At 63.8% G+C, this 23,775-nt stretch carries 25 protein-coding genes; 7 read left to right on the top strand and 18 right to left on the bottom strand.

The window, feature by feature from the left end:
- Window positions 1-7: 7 nt before the first annotated feature.
- Window positions 8-1,609, bottom strand: a complete 1,602-nt coding sequence (ccoN, locus tag DDE20_RS13675) for a cytochrome-c oxidase, cbb3-type subunit I (protein ID WP_116559077.1) — start codon at window positions 1,607-1,609, stop codon at window positions 8-10.
- Window positions 1,610-1,829: 220 nt separating this feature from the next.
- Between ccoN and DDE20_RS13670 the strand changes: the two genes are divergently transcribed.
- Both DDE20_RS13670 and DDE20_RS13665 read left to right on the top strand, forming a co-directional pair.
- Window positions 1,830-2,669, top strand: a complete 840-nt coding sequence (locus tag DDE20_RS13670; RefSeq protein WP_116559076.1) for a universal stress protein — start codon at window positions 1,830-1,832, stop codon at window positions 2,667-2,669.
- 109 nt (window positions 2,670-2,778) lie between these two features.
- On the top strand, window positions 2,779-3,108 hold the full coding sequence (locus DDE20_RS13665; RefSeq protein ID WP_116559075.1) for a TfoX/Sxy family protein: 330 nt from the start codon (window positions 2,779-2,781) through the stop codon (window positions 3,106-3,108).
- 397 nt (window positions 3,109-3,505) lie between these two features.
- Here the strand turns inward: DDE20_RS13665 and DDE20_RS13660 are convergent, their stop codons facing one another.
- Window positions 3,506-4,084: a hypothetical protein gene (locus DDE20_RS13660; protein ID WP_133240354.1), complete on the bottom strand. Its 579-nt coding sequence runs from the start codon at window positions 4,082-4,084 to the stop codon at window positions 3,506-3,508.
- A 226-nt stretch (window positions 4,085-4,310) separates the two neighbouring features.
- A complete protein-coding gene (gene fnrL / locus DDE20_RS13655; protein WP_116559182.1) occupies window positions 4,311-5,057 on the bottom strand; it encodes a transcriptional regulator FnrL in 747 nt (248 codons plus the stop codon).
- 59 nt (window positions 5,058-5,116) lie between these two features.
- Here fnrL and hemN point away from each other — a divergent pair, with 59 nt between their 5' ends.
- Window positions 5,117-6,472, top strand: coding sequence for an oxygen-independent coproporphyrinogen III oxidase (gene hemN, locus DDE20_RS13650; protein ID WP_116559073.1), 1,356 nt, complete (start codon window positions 5,117-5,119; stop codon window positions 6,470-6,472).
- A gap of 59 nt (window positions 6,473-6,531) precedes the next feature.
- Here hemN and DDE20_RS13645 read toward each other — a convergent pair whose 3' ends face one another.
- The 4 genes from DDE20_RS13645 to DDE20_RS13630 form a co-directional block, all read right to left on the bottom strand.
- Window positions 6,532-7,365: an META domain-containing protein gene (locus tag DDE20_RS13645; protein WP_116559072.1), complete on the bottom strand. Its 834-nt coding sequence runs from the start codon at window positions 7,363-7,365 to the stop codon at window positions 6,532-6,534.
- A 119-nt stretch (window positions 7,366-7,484) separates the two neighbouring features.
- Window positions 7,485-8,249 (bottom strand): gamma-glutamyl-gamma-aminobutyrate hydrolase family protein, encoded by a 765-nt coding sequence (locus tag DDE20_RS13640; RefSeq protein WP_116559071.1) that lies wholly within the window; start codon window positions 8,247-8,249, stop codon window positions 7,485-7,487.
- A gap of 191 nt (window positions 8,250-8,440) precedes the next feature.
- Window positions 8,441-10,591, bottom strand: a complete 2,151-nt coding sequence (locus tag DDE20_RS13635; protein ID WP_116559070.1) for a malate synthase G — start codon at window positions 10,589-10,591, stop codon at window positions 8,441-8,443.
- A gap of 170 nt (window positions 10,592-10,761) precedes the next feature.
- Window positions 10,762-12,117, bottom strand: a complete 1,356-nt coding sequence (locus tag DDE20_RS13630; RefSeq protein WP_116559069.1) for an FAD-binding domain-containing protein — start codon at window positions 12,115-12,117, stop codon at window positions 10,762-10,764.
- Window positions 12,118-12,308: 191 nt separating this feature from the next.
- Between DDE20_RS13630 and DDE20_RS19040 the strand changes: the two genes are divergently transcribed.
- A complete protein-coding gene (locus tag DDE20_RS19040; protein WP_165814526.1) occupies window positions 12,309-12,467 on the top strand; it encodes a hypothetical protein in 159 nt (52 codons plus the stop codon).
- Here the strand turns inward: DDE20_RS19040 and DDE20_RS13625 are convergent.
- From DDE20_RS13625 to rplS, 3 genes are all read right to left on the bottom strand, one after another.
- On the bottom strand, window positions 12,457-13,266 hold the full coding sequence (locus tag DDE20_RS13625) for a division plane positioning ATPase MipZ (RefSeq protein WP_116559068.1): 810 nt from the start codon (window positions 13,264-13,266) through the stop codon (window positions 12,457-12,459). The two genes, DDE20_RS19040 and DDE20_RS13625, sit on opposite strands and share 11 nt — an antisense overlap.
- 169 nt (window positions 13,267-13,435) lie before the next feature.
- The gene (gene rpmE / locus DDE20_RS13620) at window positions 13,436-13,657 is read right to left on the bottom strand and encodes a 50S ribosomal protein L31 (protein WP_116559067.1); all 222 of its coding nucleotides are present in this window, start codon (window positions 13,655-13,657) and stop codon (window positions 13,436-13,438) included.
- A gap of 11 nt (window positions 13,658-13,668) precedes the next feature.
- The gene (gene rplS, locus DDE20_RS13615) at window positions 13,669-14,049 is read right to left on the bottom strand and encodes a 50S ribosomal protein L19 (RefSeq protein ID WP_116559066.1); all 381 of its coding nucleotides are present in this window, start codon (window positions 14,047-14,049) and stop codon (window positions 13,669-13,671) included.
- Window positions 14,050-14,544: 495 nt separating this feature from the next.
- Here rplS and DDE20_RS13610 point away from each other — a divergent pair, with 495 nt between their 5' ends.
- Window positions 14,545-15,258 (top strand): heparan-alpha-glucosaminide N-acetyltransferase, encoded by a 714-nt coding sequence (locus DDE20_RS13610; protein WP_116559065.1) that lies wholly within the window; start codon window positions 14,545-14,547, stop codon window positions 15,256-15,258.
- 108 nt (window positions 15,259-15,366) lie between these two features.
- Here DDE20_RS13610 and trmD read toward each other — a convergent pair whose 3' ends face one another.
- The 8 genes from trmD to DDE20_RS13570 form a co-directional block, all read right to left on the bottom strand.
- Window positions 15,367-16,083 (bottom strand): tRNA (guanosine(37)-N1)-methyltransferase TrmD, encoded by a 717-nt coding sequence (gene trmD / locus DDE20_RS13605; RefSeq protein ID WP_116559064.1) that lies wholly within the window; start codon window positions 16,081-16,083, stop codon window positions 15,367-15,369.
- Window positions 16,076-16,636, bottom strand: coding sequence for a Rossmann-fold NAD(P)-binding domain-containing protein (locus DDE20_RS13600; RefSeq protein WP_116559063.1), 561 nt, complete (start codon window positions 16,634-16,636; stop codon window positions 16,076-16,078). The genes trmD and DDE20_RS13600 overlap by 8 nt, the downstream gene beginning before the upstream one ends.
- On the bottom strand, window positions 16,633-17,139 hold the full coding sequence (rimM, locus tag DDE20_RS13595) for a ribosome maturation factor RimM (RefSeq protein WP_116559062.1): 507 nt from the start codon (window positions 17,137-17,139) through the stop codon (window positions 16,633-16,635). The genes DDE20_RS13600 and rimM overlap by 4 nt, the downstream gene beginning before the upstream one ends.
- Before the next feature lie 115 nt (window positions 17,140-17,254).
- Window positions 17,255-17,608 carry a 30S ribosomal protein S16 gene (gene rpsP / locus DDE20_RS13590; protein WP_116559061.1) on the bottom strand — a complete coding sequence of 118 codons (354 nt, stop codon included), beginning with the start codon at window positions 17,606-17,608 and terminating at the stop codon, window positions 17,255-17,257.
- A 54-nt stretch (window positions 17,609-17,662) separates the two neighbouring features.
- A complete protein-coding gene (locus DDE20_RS13585) occupies window positions 17,663-17,962 on the bottom strand; it encodes a chorismate mutase (protein ID WP_116559060.1) in 300 nt (99 codons plus the stop codon).
- A gap of 52 nt (window positions 17,963-18,014) precedes the next feature.
- Window positions 18,015-18,605, bottom strand: coding sequence for a GNAT family N-acetyltransferase (locus tag DDE20_RS13580; RefSeq protein WP_116559059.1), 591 nt, complete (start codon window positions 18,603-18,605; stop codon window positions 18,015-18,017).
- Between the two features lie 100 nt (window positions 18,606-18,705).
- Window positions 18,706-20,223, bottom strand: a complete 1,518-nt coding sequence (ffh, locus tag DDE20_RS13575; protein WP_116559058.1) for a signal recognition particle protein — start codon at window positions 20,221-20,223, stop codon at window positions 18,706-18,708.
- Window positions 20,224-20,457: 234 nt separating this feature from the next.
- The gene (locus DDE20_RS13570; RefSeq protein WP_116559057.1) at window positions 20,458-21,216 is read right to left on the bottom strand and encodes an SAM-dependent methyltransferase; all 759 of its coding nucleotides are present in this window, start codon (window positions 21,214-21,216) and stop codon (window positions 20,458-20,460) included.
- A 654-nt stretch (window positions 21,217-21,870) separates the two neighbouring features.
- Between DDE20_RS13570 and DDE20_RS13565 the strand changes: the two genes are divergently transcribed.
- The gene (locus DDE20_RS13565) at window positions 21,871-22,686 is read left to right on the top strand and encodes a rhomboid family intramembrane serine protease (protein ID WP_116559056.1); all 816 of its coding nucleotides are present in this window, start codon (window positions 21,871-21,873) and stop codon (window positions 22,684-22,686) included.
- 70 nt (window positions 22,687-22,756) lie between these two features.
- Entirely contained in the window at window positions 22,757-23,659 is a 903-nt protein-coding gene (gene trhO / locus DDE20_RS13560; protein WP_116559055.1) for an oxygen-dependent tRNA uridine(34) hydroxylase TrhO, read from the top strand.
- Window positions 23,660-23,775: the final 116 nt, after the last annotated feature.

Here is a 23,775-nt window from a genome sequence, read left to right as displayed (position 1 = left end):
CCTCCGCTTATTCGGCGGCAACTGTGGCGGCAGCGGCGGGCTTTGCCTCGCCGACGCTGGTCACAGTTTTCCACAGGTTATAGCACATGATCAACGCGCCGCTCAGGAACATCAGCCCGCCAATACCGCGCACCACGTTCATCGGGAATTTCGCCGCCACGGTGTCGGCAAAGGAGTTCACCAGGAAGCCCTGCGCGTCGACCTGACGCCACATCAGCCCCTCCATGATACCGGTCACCCACATCGACGCCGCATAGAGCACGATGCCAATGGTCGCGAGCCAGAAGTGCCAGCTCACCAGGCTCAGGCTATAGAGCCGCTCGCGCTTCCACAGTTTCGGCACGATGTAATAGAGCATCCCGAAAGTGATCATCCCGTTCCAGCCCAGCGCACCGGAATGCACATGGCCAATCGTCCAGTCGGTGTAATGCGACAGCGAGTTGACCGCGCGGATCGACATCATCGGACCCTCGAAGGTGGCCATCCCGTAGAAGCCCACGGCAACCACCATCATCCGCACCACCGGATCGGTGCGCAGCTTGTCCCATGCGCCCGACAGCGTCATCAGACCGTTGATCATCCCGCCCCATGACGGCATCCACAGCATGATCGAGAAGGTCATGCCCAGCGTCTGCGCCCAGTCGGGCAGCGCGGTGTAATGCAGGTGGTGCGGACCGGCCCAGATATAGAGGAAGATCAGCGCCCAGAAGTGGATGATCGACAGTTTGTAACTGTAGACCGGCCGCTCGACCTGCTTGGGGATGAAGTAATACATCATGCCAAGGAAACCGGCGGTCAGGAAGAAGCCCACCGCGTTATGGCCATACCACCATTGCACCATTGCCGATTGCACACCCGACCAGACCGGAATCGAGGTCGACCCCCAGATCGAGACGGGGATCTGCAGGTTGTTGACCACATGCAGCATCGCCACGGTGATGATGAACGACAGGTAGAACCAGTTCGCCACATAGATATGCGGCTCGCGGCGCTTGATCAGCGTGCCCATGAAGACCACCAGATAGGCGACCCAGACAATCGTCAGCCACAGATCGGCCAGCCACTCGGGCTCGGCGTATTCCTGGCTTTGGGTGGAGCCCAGCACATAGCCGGTTGCGGCAAGCAGGATGAACACCTGATAGCCCCAGAACACGAACCACGCCAGATTACCGCCAAACAACCGCGCCGCCGAGGTGCGCTGCACCACATAGAACGACGAGGCGATCAACGCGTTGCCGCCAAAGGCGAAAATCACCGCCGAGGTGTGCAGCGGACGCAGGCGGCCAAAGTTCGCCAACCCCTGCTGCAGCTCATAGTTGAGGTTCGGAAAGGCCAGCTGGAAGGCGATGATCACACCGACCAGAAAGCCCACGACCCCCCAGCCAGCGGTGGCAATCACGCCGTAGCGGATCACGCCGTCCAGATATTCCCCTTGGTTATGCGTCGTCGTCTCGTCCATACGGCGGATCTGCCAGATGAAAAATCCTGCTCCGGCACCCATGATGATGATCATGTGCACCAGATAGGCGAGATCGCGAGCCTGTGATGCCGCATAGGCGGCGACCACCGTCACTGCGGCAAGCACGATCAGCTTGGCGTAATCCCACATTGTGTGCGTCCCTTCGTTTATTTTATGGCTGGTCTGCGGTCACTGTCGCTAGTCAGAGCCGTTGTGCCAGCCTGCTTATCCATAACACGGTTTGTGAAAACCTTGATTCAAGTCAAGTTGACGGTGCTTGTATTTGATAGATATCAATGTTTGCGCAATATTTCCCGGGCAGGATGCCAAGTAGGTCGTCCGATTCATCCAGCCTCGGGGAGAAACATTAATGAGCTTTGAATCCATCATCTCTTTTTTGGGCAGTGATGCGGAAATGGACGCAACTCTGCCGGCTGCCATCAGTCTTGCCAACATTTACGAGGCCCATCTATCCGCTTGTATGCTGGGTGTCGATATGACACCGGCGGGCGGTTTTTATATGGGTGCTTCGCCGATCCTGCTGCAGGAAACGCTGGAGCGGGCGCAATCCGATGCCGAGGTTCTCGAGGCGGCGGCGCGACGGATGCTCGACGGGCAGGCGCTGCGCTGGGCGGCGGAATCCGCCGTGGTGCAATTTGGCGGGCTGCAGGCGCTGGTCGGGCTGCGCGCAAGGTTCTCGGATCTGGTCGTGCAAAGCAAACCCTACGGCGAAAATTCCCAACCAACTCAAGAGGCTGTGATAGAATCAGCGCTTTTTGAGGGGCAGGCCGCGGTGCTGGTTCTGCCCGATTCCAAGCTGCAAGAAAACTTCGGCCAACGCGTGGTGGTGGCCTGGAACCAGTCGAATGAGGCGCTCTCGGCGGTGCGCCGCGCGCTGCCGCTCCTGAAGGCTGCCGAGCATGTTTCGGTGGTCGTCGTCGACCCGCCGGTGCATAGCCCCGAGCGCTCGGACCCGGGCGGCTTATTGACGCAGATGCTCGCCCGCCACGGGGTCCGCGCCGAAGTCGCGGTGCTGGCTAAAACCACGCCACGGGTCTCCGATGTGCTGATGCGCCATGTCGAGGATGTCGATGCCAGTGTTCTGGTGATGGGTGCCTATGGCCATTCGCGGCTGCGCGAGGCGATCCTTGGCGGCGCCACTCGCAATGTGCTGGAAAACGCGCAGCGGGCGATCTTTCTGGCGCATTAACCGCAGCTTGCGCGCCGCGAATCACTCTGCGCGTCCCGTAGTCCGCGGGGTTGCGCGGCAGTGACTTGCGGGCATAGCCTGCGGGATCACAGCGAAAGGCGGCGAAGCGATGGCCTATGACGAGGGATTAGCCGATCTGCTGCGCGACGCGCTGACCGAGACCGGCGGCATCACCGAGAAAAAGATGTTCGGCGGGCTCTGTTTCATGATGGACGGCAATATGCTCTGCGGCGTCCATAAGGGTGGCGGCATGTTCCGTGTCGGCAAGGACAATATCGCGCAGGCGCTGGCCGTTGAGGGCGCGCAGCCGATGGCCTTCACCGGACGGGTGATGTCGGGATTTGTCGATGTCAGTGACGAGGCGTTGGTCGACGATCAACGCCGCGAGGTTTTGATGGGTCTGGCAAAATCCTTTGTCGGCGCGCTACCGGCGAAATAGACCGGTAACATAGGCGCGACGCCGGACAGGACCACACCGGAAAGCGCGACGGATTTGCCTTAGCGCTGGCCGCAGCTCACCGCGCCTGATCCGCCACCGGCAAAGGATGCCGTGAGACGCGAGGCGCCTTCCCGATCCGATCCGTAAAGATAGGCGCGAATCCGGTCACGGCTGCGACGTTGGGCCCGTTGATGACGCTTACTGCTCATGGTCTCTACTCCTCTAAACTTTGTATTGCGCGCATCTCCCTGCGCGATCCCTTCAGTAAACCCTTGGGATATGGCGACAAATAGCCCGGTTTGAGACGTTTCAAGGGCAGGAGGGGGAAGGTGCGGCCTCACCAGACGCGCGGGCATACCATTCCGCGCAAAGGCAGATCACGCCGTCAGAGGTGCAGTTACAGCCCGCTCTGATAGCTGGCGCGCTGCGCCGCGAGCGAGGCGGTGATCTGTGGGCGCCGCAGCCCGCGGTGGGCGATCTCGGCATCGGTCAGGAACAGCGCATCCAGCAGATAGGGCGTCATCACCTGCGACACGCCCTGCATATCGCGGGTGGTGGCCGCCGCATATTGCAGCAGTTCCGCATCGGTAAACCGCGTGATGCCGCGGCGGAAATTGTGAAATTGCGCCTCGCCATAGACCATCAGCTCCGGTGGCATCTCGTCGAGCAGCGCACCACCCGAAAGCGCCGCGCGCAGACCACCAAACGCGCCAATGCTGGCCGCACTAGAAGCGCCCGTCGTGGGCGCAAGATGGGCGCGAAACAGGGATTGACCGGCCAGAGTGACCCCGACCACCAGCACCGCCGCAACCAGCAACCGTCCGGCCATGGCAGGCATCACGCTGGGGGCCACCGGATTTGCCCCCGGATCGGCGCCATGCAGGCTGCGCGGCAGCGCCACCTCGTCTTGGACCTCGGACCAGAACTGGTGGATCACGTCATCGCAGTGCGTGGCCCTGAGGTGAGCGTTCGGCATCTTCTCTCGAATCCCCTGATCTAACCATCGCAAGCGGCAGTGGTGGCGTGAACCGTCAAGCTCGGCTGCAACTGGGGCGAGAATAGGGCGCGCGCGGGAATTTCCAACGGGTTTTCGCCCATGGGTTGGGGAATACCCCCGCCTTGCGAACAATCACGCCCATCCGGCGCCTTCATCGCTTCTTAGGAAACCGACACCGCCGCCAAGCGTCAAATTTGCAGGCGAATCAGACCAGATACCCCCCGTCACTATCGTCGGCGGCTTCCTCGAGCAGACGGTCGAAGGCGGGGATGGTGATATGCCGCTTGCCCTGGATCTGGATGATCCCGTCCTTGCGCAGGGCGCTGATCTGGCGGCTGACGGTTTCCAGCGTCAGACCCAGATATTCCGACATCGCCTCGCGGGTCAGCGGCAGATCAACCACCACATTCTCGTTGTTCTCATGCAGCTTGAGCGAGGCATCGCGCCGCGCGATAATCGCGATCAGACTGGCAATCTTTTCGCGCGCGGTCTTGCGCCCCAAGAGCAGCATCCATTCGCGCGCCGCGTCCAATTCATCCAGCGTCATCTCCAAGAGCCGCTGGCTGACATTGGGCATCGTGCGGATCAATTCCTCAAAGGGTTTCTTGCGAAAGCAGCACATCACCAGATCGGTTGTCGCGACCACATCATAGGCAGCGGTATCGCGCCCCGGACGGCCGACGAAATCCGACGGCAACAGCAGACCGACCATCTGGCGGCGCCCGTCCTCCATCGTCTGGGTCAGCGTCGCGATCCCCGAGACCACCGAGGCAACGAAATCCATCTGGTCACCGGACCAGACCACCGTCTGCCCGGCCTGAAAACTGCGATAGTATTTCACCTCATTGAGGCGATCCAGCTCGTCACCATCACAGCGCGCACAGACCGCACGATGCCGGATCGGGCAGTCGCCGCAATCGACATGGGTGAATTTCATAGCTGCGGCGGTCATTTTTGTCATCGGTTGATCTAGGTCATGGAACGCACGTGGCTTACGGACAACGTATGCGAATGACCTATGAATCGCAACTCGCCCGTTTGGGCCTATTTGACGCGCGTGTGCCCCGCTACACCAGCTATCCGACGGCACCGCAATTCTCCGACTCTGTGGGCCCCGAGGTGTTCGGCCACTGGCTGGACCAGATCGCGCCTGGCAGCCGGATTTCACTGTATTTGCATGTGCCCTTCTGCCGCCGGCTCTGCTGGTTCTGCGCCTGCCGCACGCAGGGCACCAGCTCGCTCGATCCGGTGCTTGCCTATGTCGAAGAGCTCAAGGCCGAGCTGCGCCTGTTGCAGCGCCACCTGCCCGAGGGCGTGACCCTGTCACGGCTGCATTGGGGCGGCGGCACGCCGACGCTATTGCCGCCCGAGGCAATGCGCGATCTGGCCGCGGCGATCTTTGATGTGGTGCCATTGGGTGCAGACGCCGAATTCTCTGTCGAGATTGACCCCAACGAGATCGACGGTCCCCGCCTTGATGCGCTGGCCGCCGCTGGGATGAACCGCGCCTCGATCGGGGTGCAGGATTTCGACCCCGAGATCCAGACCACCATCGGCCGCGAGCAAAGCTATGACCTCACCCGCGACGCGGTCGAGGCGATCCGCGCCCGCGGCGTCGCCAGTCTGAACGCCGATATCCTCTATGGGTTGCCGCATCAGAGCGAGGCGCGGATGGCGGATTCGGTGCAAAAACTCCTGTCGCTCTCGCCCGACCGCGTGGCGCTTTACGGCTATGCGCATGTGCCGTGGATGGCGCGCCGCCAACAGTTGATCCCCGCCGACGCCCTGCCCCGCCCAGAGGAACGCCTGCGCCTGTTTGACACCGCCCAGCGGCTGTTTGAATGGGACGGCTATCAAAGCATCGGCATCGACCATTTCGCCCGCCCCGAAGACGGGCTCGCCGTGGCGCAAAAGCAGGGCACCCTGCGGCGCAATTTTCAGGGCTATACCGATGACGCGGCGCAAGCGCTGGTCGGCCTCGGCGCCTCCTCGATCTCGCGCTTTCCGCAGGGGTTCGCGCAGATGAACGGCGCCACCTCGGCCTGGATGAAAGCGGTGCGTGCGGGCTCTTTCGCCACCAAACGCGGCCATGTATTCAGCGCCGATGACAAGATGCGCGCGCGGATCATTGAGGCGCTGATGTGTGATTTCACCGTCAGCAGCGCCGAGATCACCCGTGATCACCCGATCTCGCGCGCCGCGCTCGACGCGATGTTCGCGCCGGTGGCCGAGAAATTCGACGGCTTCCTGCGCCATGATGCGCAGGGGTTGACGATACTCGAGGCCGGGCGCCCGCTCACCCGCATGATCGCCACGCATTTCGACGCCTATGCGATGGCGAAGACCGGCCATTCCTCGGCGATCTGACCGCGCATAAATGACAGACGGCGCGTGAATGCCTCCCGCGCGCCGCCTGTTACCCGCGTTCAGCCGCGAAAGAAACGCGCGCGCAGCCTGCCGCTGGCATCGCGGATCTCCATCCGCCCCGCGCCGACAAGATTGAACTGTGCCGCATCCCCCAGCGCCCGCGTTAGCAGACGCTCGACCTCGCCGGTCTCACCCTGGCAGCGCCGCCGCGTGATCAGGAAATCCTCGACCACATAGCGCGCCGATCCGACCAGAATGCGCGCGTCGAACCCGTTGCAGCCGCTGTCGCCCGAGACCCCGCCGCGGCGGCCAATCTGCAGCTGCGCCTGTCGCAACGCCGGATCACCCAGCGCCACACGGCGCCCGCCCTCATAGAGCCGTTCCAGCACCCAGCCACCGGCGAAATCCAGATCCTGACGCGGCGCCTGCGGCTCCATCTGCGGGGCCTCGCCGGACCGGCGCGTAATGCGAAACTCCTGTCCGGCACCGCGCGACGCCCAAGCGGCGCGCAAACGCGTCGCGCGCCCGTCGGTGCCGACATAAAGCCCGTTTTGCACCGAACGCAGCGCAATATCGCTGCCGCTGCCAATCATCTCGAAGGTTTCCCAGCCGCGAATATGGGGCGAGGCCACCGCAAGATAGGTCTGCTGGCCGACACCGGCACGCAGATAGCGCCCGCTCTGCGGATCACGGAACGCGACCTGTCGCCCGCGCAGAGGCACCATTTCCAGCACCAGAGCATCCGCCGCGCCAACCTGCGCTGACAACACGCCTGCGCCATCGACGCCGACATAGAGCCCATTGATCCGGGATTGAAAGCTATAGGTATCGGCGGCGGCGGGCAGCGCCAGTAAAAGAGCCACCGCGACAGCGCGTAGAATCGGGAAAAACATGCAAGATCTCCGGTCAAATGAACCGCCCCTCAGCGGGGCTCTGTGTTCATCTGTCGACCGAAACAGCCTGAGGGTTCACATTGCGCGCGAAACAGTATGTTTCTGCCGCCCGCCGCGGCTCAGCCGCGCCCGCCCGCTTGCCAGTCGCGCACCGCCGCGCCAAAGGCGGCAAACAGGGGCCGCGAGACCGGATCCTTGCCGGCGTTATACTCGGGATGCCACTGCACCGAGAGGGTGAACCCCAGCGCATCCTTGACATAGATCGCCTCGGGCGTGCCATCAGGCGCATAACCGTCGATCACAATCCGCTGGCCGGGGGTCTTGATCCCCTGCCCGTGCAGCGTGTTGGTCATCACTTCGACCGCGCCGAGCAACTGATGAAACACCCCGCCTTCGGTGAACCTCACCGTATGGCGCAGGGCGAATTTCTCTTCAATCGTGCCATCGGGCGGCATCCGATGGTTCATCCGCCCCGGCAGATCGCGGATCTCGGGATAAAGCGTCCCGCCCATCGCAACATTGACCTCCTGAAACCCGCGACAAACGCCGAAAAACGGCTGCCCGCGCTCCACACAGGCGCGCACCAGAGGCAACACGATGGCATCGCGACCCCGGTCGAAATCGCCATGCGCTGCGGTCGGCTCTTCGCCGTATTCCTCGGGATGCACATTCGGCCGCCCACCAGTCAGCAGGAACCCGTCGCAGGTCTCCAGCAGGTCCTCGACCGAGACAAACCGCGGATCGGTGGGGATCAACAGCGGCAGGGCGCCGGTGACCTCGGCAATGGCGGCGGAATTCATCACGCCCCCCGCATGGACGGCATAGGTATCGTTGAGCATGGCCGTATTGCCAATGACCCCAACAACCGGGCGTTTACGCGGCATAACTGGTCCTGAGATTTCATCTATTACCCGGAACCTAACGGGTTGCCGCGCGAAACAAAAGCCCCGCTCATGCCCCGACGCCACGGCACCCCGTAATGGATAAGGGCGGCAGCCAATGCCACCGCCCCCACTTTATGCCTTAAATATCCTGCAGGGGTCCGGGGGTGCAAAACCCCCGGTCCAACCGATGCTCAGCCGCGCTGCGCTTTCAATTCCAGACGCCGCGCGTGCAGCACCGGCTCGGTATAGCCCGAGGGCTGCTCACGGCCGCGGAACACCAGATCACAGGCCGCCTGAAAAGCGATCCCGTCAAACCCCGGCGCCATCGGCTGATAGTGCGGATCATCGGCGTTCTGCTGGTCAACCACCGCCGCCATCCGCTTCATCGCCTCCATCACCTGCGCCTCGCTGGCGACCCCGTGGTGCAGCCAGTTGGCGATATGCTGGCTGGAAATCCGGCAGGTCGCGCGGTCTTCCATCAGGCCGACATTATGGATATCCGGCACTTTCGAACAGCCGACGCCTTGATCAATCCAGCGCACCACATAGCCCAGAATGCCCTGGGCGTTGTTCTCGACCTCAGCCATCACCTGCGCTTCGGACCATTTGCGATACGAGGCCAGCGGGATCTCCAAAAGCGTCTCCAGATGCGCGCGCCGCCCGCCCTTGCGCAGCTTTTCCTGCACGGCGAAGACATCGACCTTATGGTAATGCAGCGCGTGCAGCGTCGCCGCCGTCGGGCTCGGCACCCAAGCGGTATTGGCACCCGCGCGCGGATGGTCGATCTTCTGGTCCAGCATCGCCGCCATCAGATCGGGCGCGGCCCACATGCCCTTGCCGATCTGCGCCTTGCCCGACAGGCCGCATTCCAGCCCGATATCGACGTTGCGATCCTCATAGGCTTTGATCCACGGCTTGTTCTTGATGAAATCCTTGCGGCTGAAGGCACCCGCTTCGATCGAGGTGTGGATTTCGTCGCCGGTGCGGTCGAGAAAGCCGGTATTGATAAAGGCCACCCGCTGTTTCGCCGCGCGGATACAGGCCTTGAGGTTCACCGAAGTGCGCCGCTCTTCGTCCATGATCCCCATTTTGATCGTATTCGCCGCCATCCCCAGCGCCGCCTCGACGCGGGTGAACAACTCATTGGCGAATGCCACCTCTTCGGGGCCATGCATCTTCGGCTTCACCACATACATCGAGCCCATCACCGAGTTGCGCGGACCTTGGGTTTTTTGCAAATCATGCAGCGCAATCACGGCGGTGACCACGGCGTCCATGATCCCCTCGGGGATCTCCTGCCCGTCATCCAGCAAGATCGCCGGATTGGTCATCAGATGGCCGACATTGCGCACCCACATCAGGGCGCGGCCTTTCAGCATCTTCTTGCTGCCATCGGGCGCGGTGATCTCGCGGTCGGGCAGCAATTTGCGGGTCTTAGTCTTGCCGCCCTTGCTGATCTCCTCGGACAGATCGCCGCGCATCAGCCCCAGCCAGTTGCTATAGGCCAGCACCTTATCCTCGGCATCGACACAAGCGACCGAATCCTCGCAATCCATAATCGCGCTCAGCGCGCTTTCCAGCCGCACATCGGCCAGAAGCGCCTGATCACGGCTGCCGATCATATGGGCGCGGTCAAACACCAGCTCCACATGCAGCCCGTTGTTGACCAGCATCACCGTATCCGGTGCTTTCGGATCGCCGGTGTAGCCCGCGAATTTTGCCGGATCGATCAGCGGCTGGTCATCGACCAACAGCTGCCCGTCGCGCACATGGTAGCGCCGCGCATCGGCGTGGCTGGTGCCCTGCACCGGAAATGCCTCGTCCAGAAACACCCGCGCGCGCGCCACAACCCGCGCCCCGTGGCCACGGTCATAGCCCCCCGCAGGCGGCAGCATGCCCATCGCATCGGTCCCGTAAAGACAATCATAGAGACTGCCCCAGCGCGCATTCGCCGCATTCAGCGCATAGCGGGCGTTGGTGATCGGCACCACGAGCTGTGGGCCGGCGGTGCTGGCGATTTCGGGGTCGACACCGGTGGTCTCGATCTCGAAATCATCGCCCTCGGGCTGCACATAGCCGATCTCTTCAAGAAAGGTCTTATAGGCGCCCGCGTTATGCGGCTTGCCCTTATGGGTGCGGTGCCAATCGTCGATCTGCGCTTGCAGCTCTTCGCGTTTGTCCAGCAGAGCACGGTTCTTCGGCGCCAGTTCATGCGCAATCTGCGAGAACGCCTGCCAGAAATCCCCCGCCTCAATCCCGATCCCGTCGAGCGCCTGCCCCTCGATGAACTCCGCCAAATGCGCATCGACCTGCAAGCCGTGCCTATCTATCCGTGCCGCCATGCTACGCCCTCTATATTATCGCCGGTTTCATCACCCGCGCGTCTGTATGCTATGGAATACAGTTAAGGCCTTAACGCCTTTGAAACAACTGGCGCGAGGCCGGCATTGATCTGCCCCAGCATAAGCTGCCTTTGGTAAACGCGAACAATCGGCAGCGGGGTATCGGCGGTTCACAGATCGAGACACATCTGCCCTGCCGCTACCGGCGCGCGGCGCGGCGCGATGGGTGTCGAGCGCGGCTTGGCCTGACGCGCCAACACTGCCCGCGCCTGCTTTGCCGCACTGGCCGGATCCACCACCGGCTCGGGATAGCGCCCCGCCAGATGCCGCCGCGCCTGCGCGCTGGCCCAAGGCCGGTGCAATGCCGCATCCGGCAGCGCCGCCAGTTCCGGCAGCCAACGGCGGATGAACGCGCCTGACGGATCCTGCAGCAAACCCTGTTTGACCGGATCGAGGATCATCGGCCTGCCAGCCCCCTCAATCTGCCGGATCTGTGGCCAGAACAGCGCCGAATCGTAATCGGTGAAACTGCGCGCCAGATGCAACGCGGCGCGCGTATCGAGCCCCAGATGGAACCGCGCCACCGACCACAGCAACCCGCGCATCCGTGCATTCAGCCAACCGGTGGCGCGCAAATAGCGCATGCTGGCATCGACAAACGGCAGACCGGTTTCGCCCGCAGACCACGCCGCAAACCGCACCGCGCGGTCGACGTCCGGCCCATACTGCGGCCCCTCGCAGCCCGCGTCTTGCGATCCCGCGGGCGACGCCCCTGCACCGCGCGCCGCCAACTGCCGCTCGAACCGACGCAACCCGCGCACCCAGTCCGCCTGCCCGCGCCGCGCCGCTTTCACCTCTGCCGCGGCCTGCGCGACCTCGCGCTGTGAGAGCGCACCGTAAGCCAGATAGGCCGACAGCCGCGACGAGCCGCGCTCGGCCAGAACCGGCGAGTCCTGCGCTTTGGGATAGAGCGGCGCCCGCGCCTCGACGAACCCTTGCAGCGCCGCCACTCCCGCCTCGCGTCCGCCCTTCTGGCGAAAATCGCAGCGATCCTCGGGCAGCTTAAGCGAGCGTGCCGAGGGCAACGCGCCGGTCCCCTCGGCAACATGGGGCAGCGCCGTGACCTCGGCCTGCGGCACCTCATCGGGATCAAGCTCCAGCCAGCGCAGACCGGCCTCCTGCGCCCAAGCCGCCACCCGCTGGTCGCGCGCACGATCCCAAGCGCTACCGCTGTCCTTATGCGAAATAATTTGCGTGAACCGGTGCTTGGCCCGCAACCGCTCCAGCACCGTCACCGCATCACCGTCGCGCAGCAACAAGGGCTGCCCCAGTGCCACCAGATCGCGCTGCAAATCCGCCAAACATTCAGTGACAAACCCGTAATGCCGCGCGGCGGCCTCTGGTTGCACCCAATATTCCGGCTCGATGATATATAGCGGCAGCACCGGCCCCTGCGCCGCAGCCATGGCCAGCGCCGGATGGTCGGCAACCCGCAAATCGCGTTTGAACCAGACAAGCGAGAGCATCGGCACCTCTTTGGGGGCAACGTATTCCACCCCTAAATGTTCACCTTTTACCCCGATCTAGGCGCCTCTCGCAAGCCGCCGCGTCGTGATCAAACCAAATAGTTAACGCCAAACCACCGCAGCTTCGCCCCAGTCTTGCCACAGGCGGACAGCACTCTTGCTCAAGACATGATTAACCATCGGAGACCAATATGGCCGCCCAGCCCAGCACCCTCGACCGAATCGGCAATGCGATGAGACTGCCGTTCAACCTCTTTGCCGATGACAATGACCGCATGCTCGAGCGGCTCGACGACATGCATAAAACCGTGCCGACGACGTTGCCAAAAAACCGGTTGTTCAAACACTGACCGTGACGCCGGGCAGGCGCAGCGCGGTCAGCAGATCGCGCAGCTCCTGCCGGGCGGCCACATTCGACATGTTCAGCGTCTCGACGCCGACGTCGCGCAGATCCAGCAGGGTCAGCCCGCGCGGGAACAATTCGCGAAACACCACCCGCTCGTTGAACCCCGGCGCGACGCGGAATCCGATCCGCTTTGACAGCTGATCCAGCGCGTCGCCAACCTTGCGTTTGTTATGCATCTGCTGCGCGCCCAGACGGTTGCGCACCACGATCCAGTCAATCGGCTTGAGCCCCGCCTGCGCCCGCAACTGCCGCGCCTGCCAGACCATCTCGGCATAGATCGACGGGCCGAGCACCTTGTTGGTCAGGGGCTCAATCCGCGCCAGCAGGTCAAAATCCACGAAACTGTCATTGAGCGGCGTGATCAGCGTATCGGCCAGCGAATGCGCCACCTGCGACAGCCGCGTGTGGCTGCCGGGGCAGTCGATGACGACGAAATCCACCTCGGCATCCAGCCCCGAGATCGCCTCGGACAGGCGGTAATCGTTGATATTCTCATCCGGTCCGATGCTGGCGGGGTCGACCTCGGGCAGGCTGCGGTATTGCGGCGTCGGCAAATCCAGCTGCTCGCGCTCGCTGAATGCCAGACGGTTTTCGATATACCGGCCGAAACTGCGCTGCCGGATATCCAGATCCAGCGCCCCGACCTTATGGCCCATGCGCGCCAAAGCCGTCGCGATATGCATCGCGGTGGTGGATTTGCCCGACCCGCCCTTTTCGTTGCCGGTGACGATGATATGCGCCACGCAAGTGCCCCGCAGTTTGATGAATTTCGCGCGGACTATAAGTCGGCGGGTTTCGACTTGAAAGCGCCATTGCCGCCTTTAACGCAAGGAATACGCCGCATAATCCCGCCGCAAATGCAAAACGCCGCCCCAGAACGGGACGGCGCTGTAATTCCACGCGGTTGGTCTCTTAGAAACCGAGGCCGGCGTATTTGTTCTTGAACTTCGACACACGGCCGCCGGTGTCCATCAGGCGCGAGGTGCCGCCGGTCCAGGCCGGGTGCACCGACGGGTCGATGTCCAGCGCCAGCGTGTCGCCCTCGGACCCGTAGGTCGAGCGCATCTGAACCACGGTGCCGTCGACCAGCTTGACGTTGATCGTGTGGTACTCGGGATGAATCGCGTCTTTCATGATCAGGATCCTTATTTCGCGGCGCGCGGGGCGCGGTAGTTGGACATTTCGGCGATACGGGCCGACTTACCGCGACGCTCGCGCAGGTAGTACAGCTTGGCGCGACGGACGCGGCCACGACGCACGACGGTGATGCTGTCGACATTGGTCGAATACAGCGGGAACATCCGCTCGACGCCTTCGCCGAAGGAAATCTTGCGCACGGTGAACGAGGCGGCGATGCCCGACCCGTTGTTGCGGCCGATGCAAACGCCTTCAAACATCTGCACCCGCGAGCGCGTGCCCTCGGTCACTTTATAGCCGACACGGATCGTGTCGCCGGCTTTGAAGTCCGGAATATCCTGGCCGAGCGCGGCAATCTGCTCGGCTTCGATCTGTGCGATCAGGTTCATCTGATCTCTCCTATGTTCGCTCACGGTTGGTCCGTGAAGATGTGCGCGCTCCAGAGCTCTGTGCCTTCTATCGGGTCCCGCGCCGGTGTGTTTCCGGGGCAGCCCGCCAGAGATAAGATCGACATTGCTTGATCGGTCCTGCGCGACCCTTGGACCCGCCGAAGAAAGCGGTGCGCCACACAGGAACTGGCCCGGTGGCCGATTCCGACCCCAGACGAGCGCGGTATAGGGCCTTGCAGGGGGGCGGTCAAGCGAATCAAGCACCCCGTTTCTGTAGGGTTTCTATGGGCGGATGTCCCGCGCGTGGGACAGGGTGCGGGACGTGCAATATCAACGGGTTAGCCTGTCGCATTCGGAAAGTATTAACCTTAACGGCGCTGTGCCTGCGCGGCTGGTAATTTTCCCGCGCCACGGGCAGAGTGGCCTGACGCCGAAAATCGCCCCCGTGCCGCGCCCTCCGCGCACCTCTCGCCCTCCTGCCCCAAAGGTTCCTCCGTGACGCCCCATGCTTCCCGCCTGCCCTCGGTCGATATCGCGCGCGGCGTGGCGCTGATCGGCATGGTGGTGTTCCATTTCACCTTTGATCTGGAGATGTTCGGCCATCTCGCGCCGGGCACGATCACCAATCCCTATTGGTCGGGTTTCGCGCGGCTGGTGGCGGGGAGTTTCGTGTTCCTCGCCGGTCTCAGCCTGATTTTGGCGCATAGCGACGGGTTTCGCGCGCGGGCCTTTTGGCGCGGCACCGGACTGGTCGCCTTGGCGGCGCTGGCGGTCACGGTGGCGACCTATATCGCCATGCCGCATATGTTTGTCTTCTTTGGTATCCTGCATATCATCGCGCTCAGCCGTGTCCTTGGATTGGCGTTCCTGCGGGTGCCGGTCTGGGGCTTGGTCACCTGCGGCGCTCTGGTCTGGGCGCTGCCCTATCTGCTGCAATTCGAGGCGTTCAACGCCCGCGCGCTGGCCTGGATCGGCTTTGCCGAGACCCTGCCCCTGAGCATGGATCTGGAGCCGATTTTCCCGTGGTTCGGGCCGTTTTTGCTGGGGATGGCGGCGGCGCATCTGCTGCGCCCGTGGCTGGGGCGCTGGCGCTCGGAGGGTGGCGCAATGGGCCGGGCGCTGGCATTCGCGGGGCGGCACAGCCTGCCGATTTACCTTGTCCACCAGCCGTTGCTGATCGGCGCCATGTGGGTTTTCGCGCAGCTTTAGGGCAGGTCGCGTTCAATTGAATTTCGCTGTTGGCGTGAACGCGTTTGCTTTGCAAACGCTGCCTTACTCCAACAGCAAATACGCGAATCCCGTTAATCGCGACCCACTTTAGCCTTTATCGGTGTGCGCGGCCCAAAGATCGGGGCGGCGCTCTTGCGTCAACTGCTCGGATTGCGCGCGGCGCCAGTCGGCGATGGCCTTATGGTTGCCCGATTGCAAGACCGGCGGGATCGCGCGGCCGCGCCACTCGGCGGGGCGGGTGTATTGCGGGTGCTCGAGTAACCCGTTGGAAAAGCTTTCCTCTTCGGCGGACTCCGCATTGCCGAGGACGCCGGGCAGCAGCCGCACGGTGGCGTCAATCAGCGCCTGCGCGGCGATCTCGCCGCCGGTCATGACGAAATCGCCAAGGCTGATTTCCTCGATCGCGTAGTCTTCCAAGACGCGCTCATCGACGCCTTCAAACCGTCCGCAAAGCAGGGTCACGCCCTCGCAAGCGGCGAGGCGGCGGGCGGTCGCCTGATCCATCGGCTTGCCGCGCGGCGAGAGGTAGATCACCGGCCAATCCGCGCGCGGGGTGTCTTCGGCGGCGGCATCGAGGGCGCTGGCCAGCACATCGGCGCGCAGCACCATACCGGCGCCACCACCGGCGGGCGTGTCATCAACATTGCGGTGTTTGCCCTCGCCAAATGGGCGCAGGTCAATCGGTTGCAATGCCCATTGCCCTGCGGTCAGCGCCTTGCCGGTCAAGGACGCGCCGAGGACGCCGGGAAAAACCTCGGGGAAGAGGGTGATGACCTTGGCGGTCCAGGGCGCGCGCTCAGCCACCGGAGCCTCCGATGATCAGCGCCTCAAGGGCAGGGGCGTTGAGCGCGGCGAGGACACCGGCGTTGATTTCCGCGTGGCTGAGCCAGCGCTGGCCATCGGGGGCCGCCGCGTCAGGGTGCCAGCCGAGGATCACCAGCTGGCGGGTGATATCTTGGCGCGGATCGGGGGCGCGGGTGGCGCGCACTGCGGGGTCCATCGCCAGCGAACCCATCACGCGCAGCAAGCGGGCGCTGGGGCGCAGCAGATCCTCGAGCGGGCGCGACAGGGATACGGCATCATCATGCAGCCAGATAACGGCGGTGTCGAAACCGCCCTTGATCTGCGCGATCCGCGCCACGGCACCCTCGGCGGTCAGGTCCAGCGCGATCGGCGTCGTGGGACATGTGGCCGAGAGGTCGGCGGCCAGCGCCTCGGGGCTGCGCGCGATCAGGGTCAGCGCGGTGGCGCGGTGGGCAATCGCGCAGGTGGTCGCGCGCAGCATGCCGGTGCCGCCGACCACCAGCACAGAACCGAGATCAGCGGCGGCCTCGGGTGCTGCCCTGCCCGTCGTCATTCAAACAGGCCTTCGGGCGGATCGGCGATCACCCGGCCACCGGCCAGATCAACCGTCGGCACCATCGCCTTGGTGAAGGGCAGCAGCGCATTGCCCTTGCCGGGCCGCTGCAGTTCCAGCAGATCGCCGGCGCCGTGGTTCTGCACCGAGCTGACGCGGCCAATCACCGTGCCGCCGGTATCCAGAACGGTCAGCCCGATCAGGTCGCTGTGGTAAAATTCATCGTCCGGCAGATCCGGCAATTTCTCGCGGTCGGCATAGAGCCGCGCCCCGCGTAGTGCCTCGGCCTGCTCGCGGGTGGTGATCCCGCCCAAGCGCGCGGCAAAGCCGTTGGGCACCGGCTTGCCCAGTTTCACGGTATATTCCACCGTGCCGTCTTCGGAATAGAGCGGCGCATAGCGCGCAATCGCCGCCGCCTCGGCGCAAAAGCTTTTCAGCCGCACATCGCCGCGAACCCCGAAGGCTCCGGCAATCGCGCCCACACAGAGTCTGTCTTTGGCCATTCCCGCACCCGTCATCTGTCCGAAAATATCCTGCGGGGGGTGAATTTGCCGCAGGCAAAGAGGGGGGCGCAAAGCCCCCCTGCCCGTCGCGGGCGCAACGCGCCCGCAACCACTCTTACTCTTCGGCAGGTGCCGCAGCTTTGTCGGCCCGCTCTTTGGCGCGCTCCTGGGCTTTCTTGCCCGGGGTGCCTTTGTTCGGGTTGTTGCGCGCGACTTTGGTGCGGGCGCCGGCGGCCTCGAGGAAGCGGATCACCCGGTCGGTCGGCTGCGCGCCCTTGTCGAGCCAGGCCTGCGCGCGCTCGAGGTCGAGCTTCACACGGTCTTCGCTGTCTTTGGCCAACAGCGGGTTATAGGTGCCGATTTTCTCCAGAAAACGGCCGTCACGCGGCATGCGGCTGTCGCAGACGACGATCGCATAGAAGGGACGCTTTTTCGAGCCGCCACGGGCCAGACGGATTTTAGTAGCCATGATGAAATCTCCTTGGATGGCTGTGAAGACACCCTTGCGGGGGCGCCAATTTGGTTAGGTCTGAAGTTGCTCGTGGTGACGGATCACCTCCGAGATGATGAAATTGAGGAATTTCTTGGCGAATTCCGGGTCGAGATCGGCCTCTTTGGCCAACCATTCCAACCGCTCGATCTGCCGCGCTTCGCGTGACGGGTCCGAGGGCGGCAGGTCGTGCTGTGCTTTCAACTGGCCCACGGCCTGGGTCTGGTTGAAGCGTTCCGCCAGCGTGTAGACAAGGATCGCATCGAGCCGGTCGATACTGGCGCGATGTTCGACCAGCAACTGCTGCGCACGGGCGGTGGGGTCGTCGGTCATACGGTCTCCTTGGCGGGGCGGACAATCGGGAAACTGGGTGCGGGGCGGAAGGTCATGCATAGGCCTCCATACCGCCATCGGCGAGATCGGCGGGCGCGGGGTGGCGCCAGATCGTCGCGGCGCCGTATTGGGCGTGCTCAAAACTGCCGTCGGCCACACAGCCCATGCGCCGCGCCAGCGCCGCCGAGCGGGTGTTATCGTCGAGCACCAGCGAAATGGCGGTGTCCCAGCCGAGCACATCATAGGCGTAGCTGCGCGCGGCGAGCGCGGCTTCATGGGCGATGCCCTTGCCCTCGGCGGCGTCAGTCCAGAGCATCCAGCCGATCTCGCGCTCGGGCCAGCCTTCGGGGAACCACAGGCCGCAGGCGCCGAGGGGCCGGGCGCTGGCCCTGTCTTCGATCACCCAGAAGCCGTAGCCGCGGTGCACCCAATGGCCGGTCATATTGCAAAACGACCGCCATGCGAGGTTGCGATCCAGCGGGCCGCCGGTGCCTGTGGAGCGCGGCGTTTGGGCATAGGCGGCGAAGGCGTCGAAATCTGCGGGACGGTGGCCGCGCAGGATCAGGCGTTCGGTTTCCAGACGCGGGATCAGCGCCTCGAAGCGTTCGGCCACGGTAGAAATCTGGGTATTGGCGGGGGTCATTGGCAGCCCCCCGCGCTGCGGGCGCGCAGCCCTGCAACACCGCCCGCATGGCGGGCAGCGAGTGACATTGTCACCGCAGAGTTATGCGCGCGCGCGATGATCATTTTTTGCGACCGAGCCCCGAGAGACCACCGGGCAGGCCGCCCATGCCACCCATTCCGGGCATGCCGGGCAGACCACCGGCGCCGCGCTGCATGGCGCTTTGCGCGGCTTTCATCGCTTCGGGATCGGCGAGTTGCTGCTTCATCGCCTCCATATCGGCGGCGCCACCGGCGCCTTTGCCGAACATGCCCTTCATCGCCTGTTTGAGCATCCCGCCCTTGCCCATCTTCTTCATCACATCGGCCATCTGCCGGTGCATTTTCAGAAGTTTGTTCAGCTCGGAGACTTCCAGACCGGCGCCGCGGGCAATGCGCTTTTTGCGGCTGGCTTGCAGCACCGCGGGATTGGCGCGCTCGCGTTTGGTCATCGACTGGATCAGCGCGATCTGGCGCTTGAGCATCTTGTCGTCGAGCCCAGCGGCCTCGGCCTGTTTCGACATTTTGCCCATGCCGGGCATCATGCCCATCACCGACTGCATGCCGCCCATCTTCTCCATCTGCTCGAGCTGCTGGCGCAGGTCGTTCATATTGAACTGACCCTTTTGAAAGCGCTTCATCATCCGTTCGGCCTGTTCGGCCTCAAGGGTGACCTGCGCTTTCTCGACCAGCGCGACGATATCGCCCATGCCCAGAATACGGCCGGCGACGCGCTCGGCCTCGAAGGTTTCCAGCGCGTCGGTTTTCTCGCCAAGGCCGACAAAGCGGATCGGCTTGCCGGTAACGGCGCGCATCGACAGCGCCGCGCCGCCGCGTCCGTCGCCGTCCATCCGGGTCAGGACAACGCCGGTGACGCCGACTTTTTCCTCGAATTCGGTGGCGACATTGACCGCGTCCTGACCGGTCAGACCATCGACAACCAGAAGCGTCTCGCGCGGGGTGACCGCGTCGCGCACCGCCTGCACCTCATCCATCAGCACTTCGTCGATGTGCAAACGGCCTGCGGTGTCCAGAAGGTAGACGTCATAACCGCCCAGCGTCGCCTGCTGTTTGGCGCGTTTGGCGATCTGGACGGCGCTTTCGCCTTTGACGATCGGCAGCGTATCGACGCCGATCTGGGTGCCGAGGATTGCCAGCTGCTCCATCGCGGCGGGGCGGTTGGTGTCGAGGGACGCCATCAGCACCTTTTTGCCCTCACGCTCGGTCAGGCGGCGGGCGAGTTTGGCGGTGGTGGTGGTTTTACCCGAGCCCTGCAGACCGACCATCAGGACGGGTGCGGGCGGGTTGTCGATTTTCAGTTTGCCGGGGTCTTCATCGCCGCGCAGGGTGGCGATCAGCTCGTCATGGACGATTTTAACGACCTGCTGGCCCGGCGTGATCGATTTGGTGACCGCAGCGCCGGTGGCTTTGACCTGCACACGTTTGATGAAATCGCGTGCCACCGGCAGCGAGACATCGGCCTCCAGAAGCGCGATCCGCACCTCGCGCAGGGCGGCGGTGACATCCTCGGCCGACAGCGCGCCCGCCTTGGTCAGGCGATCAAAGACGCCACCAAGGCGTTCTGACAGATTCTCGAACATGGCAGTCCTCTCGTTTGGGCCTTACGGGCGTGCCAGTCGTGCCACGGGGTAACGCATCCGTGGGCGCAACGCGCTGACGGATGGCGATCCCCGCAAAAGCGAAGGGACCGGACGCAAGGGGGCATCCGGGGGAATTACAGCGTCAGGTATGCGCCCCGCGCGGTGGAGTCAAGAAAAATGGGCGCAAATGGGCGAGGTTTGGCCGGGGTGGAGGGTGCGAGGGCGGCGGAGTGCCTAGAAAGGCGCACAGAGATCGACCGCGATCAGCATATTCTCTTCGAACTCGAGCAGGAAAAAATCGGGGCTTTCGGCGCCCTCGGCGCGGATCGCCACCTCCAGCCGGTTGCCGCGCAGCCGCGTGCGTTCAAGCCTGCGTTCCTGATCGCCAAGAAACGCCTTGCCGGTGATCTCCTGAAACCGCTGTTTCAGGGCCAGCCGGTAGGTGGTGCCATCGGTCATATCCCACTGCCATTCGCCCTCGATCTGCGCGGGGATGATCCACAGGTAGATATTCGACCCCGCCACCCGCAGCCGGTCGTCGGCCACCCAATCGGCCATATCAAAGGCATGCGAGACCACCCGCGTGCCGGGCCGCAACTGGTCAAGGAGTTTGGGCCGCAGTTGCAGGTTGACGGTTTCCAGCAGATACATCGTCACCACCGTGGCCTCGCGGATATCGGCGGTGAAGATGTCCTCCTCGACGAAATCGACCAGGCATTCGACACCGGCCCAGCTGGCCTCATCCATCGCGTCGGCAATGCGCTGGGGGTCAACCTCGATGCCGATGCCGCGGGTGTCGCGGTCGCGGGCGGCGGTGATCAGGATGCGCCCGTCGCCCGAGCCGAGGTCATAGAGCACGTCATTGGGCCCGACTTTGGCCAGGCTGAGCATCGCCTCGACGGCGCTTTCATCGGTCGGCACAAAGGGCACATCAAGGAATGTGTCCGGGGTCAGGGAGTAGTTATCCAAGTCATCGGCGATATCTCTGAACATCGAAGCTCCCCAATTCTCATCCGGCGCGGAGGGCGGCGGCCCTGCCCCGGGATGACGCCGCAAAACCGGCGTGAATGCAATAGCGGATGCGGCGGAGATCGCTGGCGCCCCTCGAGACGGGCCGATATCCGCGCGGCAGGGGTAACATAGGGCCTGCGGGGGAAAGAAGCAAAACGGCGGGTGGTTGGGGCTGGCGCGGTGCGTGCGGAGCACACACCCTACGGCGGTGGATGGGTTTGCGCGGAAGGGTGCGGAGGGGTGCGCCTGACCCTGGGTGGGCGCCTGTCCTCGCCACTGCGCGCTGGGTTTTGAAGCACTGATGTCGGGTGCGCGGTGAAGGACATCGCCATGCGCCCTCCCGTGGGGAGGGTCGGCCGCGGCCCGTGGTAGCCACGGGCGTGACGGGGAAGTGGAGCGTGCGAGGTGGTAAGGGCAGCGCCTGACCCTGGGTGGGCGCAGGTGTCCTCGTCACGATGGGCTGCGCTCGAAAGCACTGATGGTGGTTGCGCGGTGAAGGGCATCGCCAGCGCGCCCTCCCGGGGGAGGGTCGGGCGCGGCCCGTGCTGGGCACGTGCGTAAAGGTGGCAATATGCGGTTTTGTCTTGCCTTGGGGCAATTCTCGGGTGAGTTTTACCCCGCACTCACAGGACGCCTATGCTTGTTGTTGCCGATCACAACCCGACCCGCCATATCCGTTTCGCCTATGTGAACTGGCTGTTGATGATCGCCTGTCTGTTGGTGTTTGTGCTGCGGGTGCCTTGGGAGGCTTATGCGTTTACCCCCGCGCATCTGCATCTGGTCGGCGGGATCAAAGCACCGGGCGGGGCGTTTGAGATCATCTCGACCATGGCCAGCTATATCTTCCTGCATGCGACGCCGCTGCATCTGGCGGGGAATCTGCTGGCGATGTGGGTGTTTGGCGACAATATCGAGGATTGCATGGGGCATTGGCGCTATGGGCTGTTCTTCATCCTCTGCGGGATGGGCGGCGCGGGGGCGGAGGCGCTGTTTTCGGCCAGCCCGCAGGTGCCGGTGATCGGCGCTTCGGGGGCGATCTCGGGGCTGATGGGGGCGTATCTGCTGCTGCATCCACGCGCGCGGGTGCTGGTGCTGGTGGCGTTTCGGGTGCCGGTGCTGGTGCCGGCGGGGGTGTTTGTCGGGCTGTCGGTGGCGCTGGATCTGCTGGCGGCGCTGTCACCGGCGATGCCCTCGGATGTGTTGATCGCTTTCTGGGCGCATCTCGGCGGGTTTGCCAGCGGCGCGGCGCTGATCACGCTGTTTCGCGCCCGTGATGTGCCGCTGTTCCAACCGGCGACCGCCTATCCCGAGGGCGGGTTTCTGGGGCTGGGGCGGTTTGCGATTGATCTGGGCAGCGACCGGATGTCCTTGGGCTCGAAGGTCTTGTTCTGGGCCAAGGCGGCGGTGTTTTTCATCCTGATCACCCTCGGCGTGGAATGGCTGTTGGCGTGACTATCCGGCCCGCCACCTCTTGATGATCTCCCCCTCTTGATGATCGCCGCGCTGTGGCGCAAAAGACCCTATGCTGATTGTTGCCGCGCTTTATCATTTCACCCGCTTTCCTGACCCTGCCGCGCTGCGGGGGCCGCTGTTGGAGCTATGCGCCGTGCAGGGGGTCAAAGGCTCGCTGCTGCTGGCGCATGAGGGGATCAACGGCACGATTGCCGGCCCGCGCGCAGGCATCGACGCGGTGCTGGCGCATATCAAGACCCTGCCCGGCTGCGGCGATCTGGAATGGAAAGAGGCCGAGAGCGCCGAGATGCCCTTTGGCCGGATGAAAGTGCGGCTGAAGCGCGAGATTGTCACCATGGGCCAGCCCGATGTCGATCCGCTTGCCCGCACCGGCCATTATGTGGCGCCGCAGGAATGGAATGATCTGATCGCGCAGGAGGATGTCGCGGTGATCGACACCCGCAATGATTACGAGGTGGCGATCGGCAGCTTTGACGGCGCGATTGACCCCGAGACCCGCAGTTTCGGCGAGTTTCCGGCATGGTGGGAGGCGAATAAAGAGCGGTTTCACAACAAGCGCATCGCGATGTTCTGCACCGGCGGTATTCGCTGCGAGAAATCGACCAATTACCTACTGTCACAGGGGGTCGAGGAGGTCTTCCACCTCAAGGGCGGGATTTTGAAATATCTCGAGGAAGTGCCGGAAGAGGAGAGCCGCTGGCAGGGCGGGTGTTTCGTCTTTGACCAGCGCGTTGCGGTGGGGCACGGGCTGCAGCCGACCGGCCATCTGATGTGCCACGCCTGCCGCCGCCCCTTGGAACCTGCGGATACCAAACGCGCCGAATATGAGGACGGCGTGCAGTGTCACCATTGCGTGGATGAGTTTGACGATGCGCGCCGCGAGAGGTTCCGCGAACGCCAGCGCCAGATCACGCTGGCCGCCAAACGCGGCACGCCGCATCTGGGGCGGTAGGGCGCGGGCTACTGGTTAGGTCTGTCGGTGATCCGCGCGATTCTCTTTGCGCAGTGGCGACCCGTCGGGGCGAGACGGTGCAACGACCGCCCTCCCCGTCTGGCGCATCTGATCAA

The organism is Pararhodobacter oceanensis (assembly GCF_003076755.1).
Taxonomy (GTDB): Bacteria; Pseudomonadota; Alphaproteobacteria; order Rhodobacterales; family Rhodobacteraceae; genus Pararhodobacter; species Pararhodobacter oceanensis.
The sequence above is the reverse complement of the archived record's forward strand: the minus strand, read 5'-3'. Positions and strand labels throughout refer to the sequence as shown.

Coding starts and splice junctions, on each gene's coding strand:
- ccoN (WP_116559077.1), bottom strand. CDS start 1,609: ATGTGGGATTACGCCAAGCTGATCGTGCTTGCCGCAGTGACGGTGGTC.
- DDE20_RS13670 (WP_116559076.1), top strand. CDS start 1,830: ATGAGCTTTGAATCCATCATCTCTTTTTTGGGCAGTGATGCGGAAATG.
- DDE20_RS13665 (WP_116559075.1), top strand. CDS start 2,779: ATGGCCTATGACGAGGGATTAGCCGATCTGCTGCGCGACGCGCTGACC.
- DDE20_RS13660 (WP_133240354.1), bottom strand. CDS start 4,084: ATGCCGAACGCTCACCTCAGGGCCACGCACTGCGATGACGTGATCCAC.
- fnrL (WP_116559182.1), bottom strand. CDS start 5,057: ATGACCGCCGCAGCTATGAAATTCACCCATGTCGATTGCGGCGACTGC.
- hemN (WP_116559073.1), top strand. CDS start 5,117: ATGACCTATGAATCGCAACTCGCCCGTTTGGGCCTATTTGACGCGCGT.
- DDE20_RS13645 (WP_116559072.1), bottom strand. CDS start 7,365: ATGTTTTTCCCGATTCTACGCGCTGTCGCGGTGGCTCTTTTACTGGCG.
- DDE20_RS13640 (WP_116559071.1), bottom strand. CDS start 8,249: ATGCCGCGTAAACGCCCGGTTGTTGGGGTCATTGGCAATACGGCCATG.
- DDE20_RS13635 (WP_116559070.1), bottom strand. CDS start 10,591: ATGGCGGCACGGATAGATAGGCACGGCTTGCAGGTCGATGCGCATTTG.
- DDE20_RS13630 (WP_116559069.1), bottom strand. CDS start 12,117: ATGCTCTCGCTTGTCTGGTTCAAACGCGATTTGCGGGTTGCCGACCAT.
- DDE20_RS19040 (WP_165814526.1), top strand. CDS start 12,309: ATGGCCGCCCAGCCCAGCACCCTCGACCGAATCGGCAATGCGATGAGA.
- rpmE (WP_116559067.1), bottom strand. CDS start 13,657: ATGAAAGACGCGATTCATCCCGAGTACCACACGATCAACGTCAAGCTG.
- rplS (WP_116559066.1), bottom strand. CDS start 14,049: ATGAACCTGATCGCACAGATCGAAGCCGAGCAGATTGCCGCGCTCGGC.
- DDE20_RS13600 (WP_116559063.1), bottom strand. CDS start 16,636: ATGACGACGGGCAGGGCAGCACCCGAGGCCGCCGCTGATCTCGGTTCT.
- rimM (WP_116559062.1), bottom strand. CDS start 17,139: ATGGCCAAAGACAGACTCTGTGTGGGCGCGATTGCCGGAGCCTTCGGG.
- rpsP (WP_116559061.1), bottom strand. CDS start 17,608: ATGGCTACTAAAATCCGTCTGGCCCGTGGCGGCTCGAAAAAGCGTCCC.
- DDE20_RS13585 (WP_116559060.1), bottom strand. CDS start 17,962: ATGACCGACGACCCCACCGCCCGTGCGCAGCAGTTGCTGGTCGAACAT.
- DDE20_RS13580 (WP_116559059.1), bottom strand. CDS start 18,605: ATGACCCCCGCCAATACCCAGATTTCTACCGTGGCCGAACGCTTCGAG.
- ffh (WP_116559058.1), bottom strand. CDS start 20,223: ATGTTCGAGAATCTGTCAGAACGCCTTGGTGGCGTCTTTGATCGCCTG.
- DDE20_RS13570 (WP_116559057.1), bottom strand. CDS start 21,216: ATGTTCAGAGATATCGCCGATGACTTGGATAACTACTCCCTGACCCCG.
- DDE20_RS13565 (WP_116559056.1), top strand. CDS start 21,871: ATGCTTGTTGTTGCCGATCACAACCCGACCCGCCATATCCGTTTCGCC.
- trhO (WP_116559055.1), top strand. CDS start 22,757: ATGCTGATTGTTGCCGCGCTTTATCATTTCACCCGCTTTCCTGACCCT.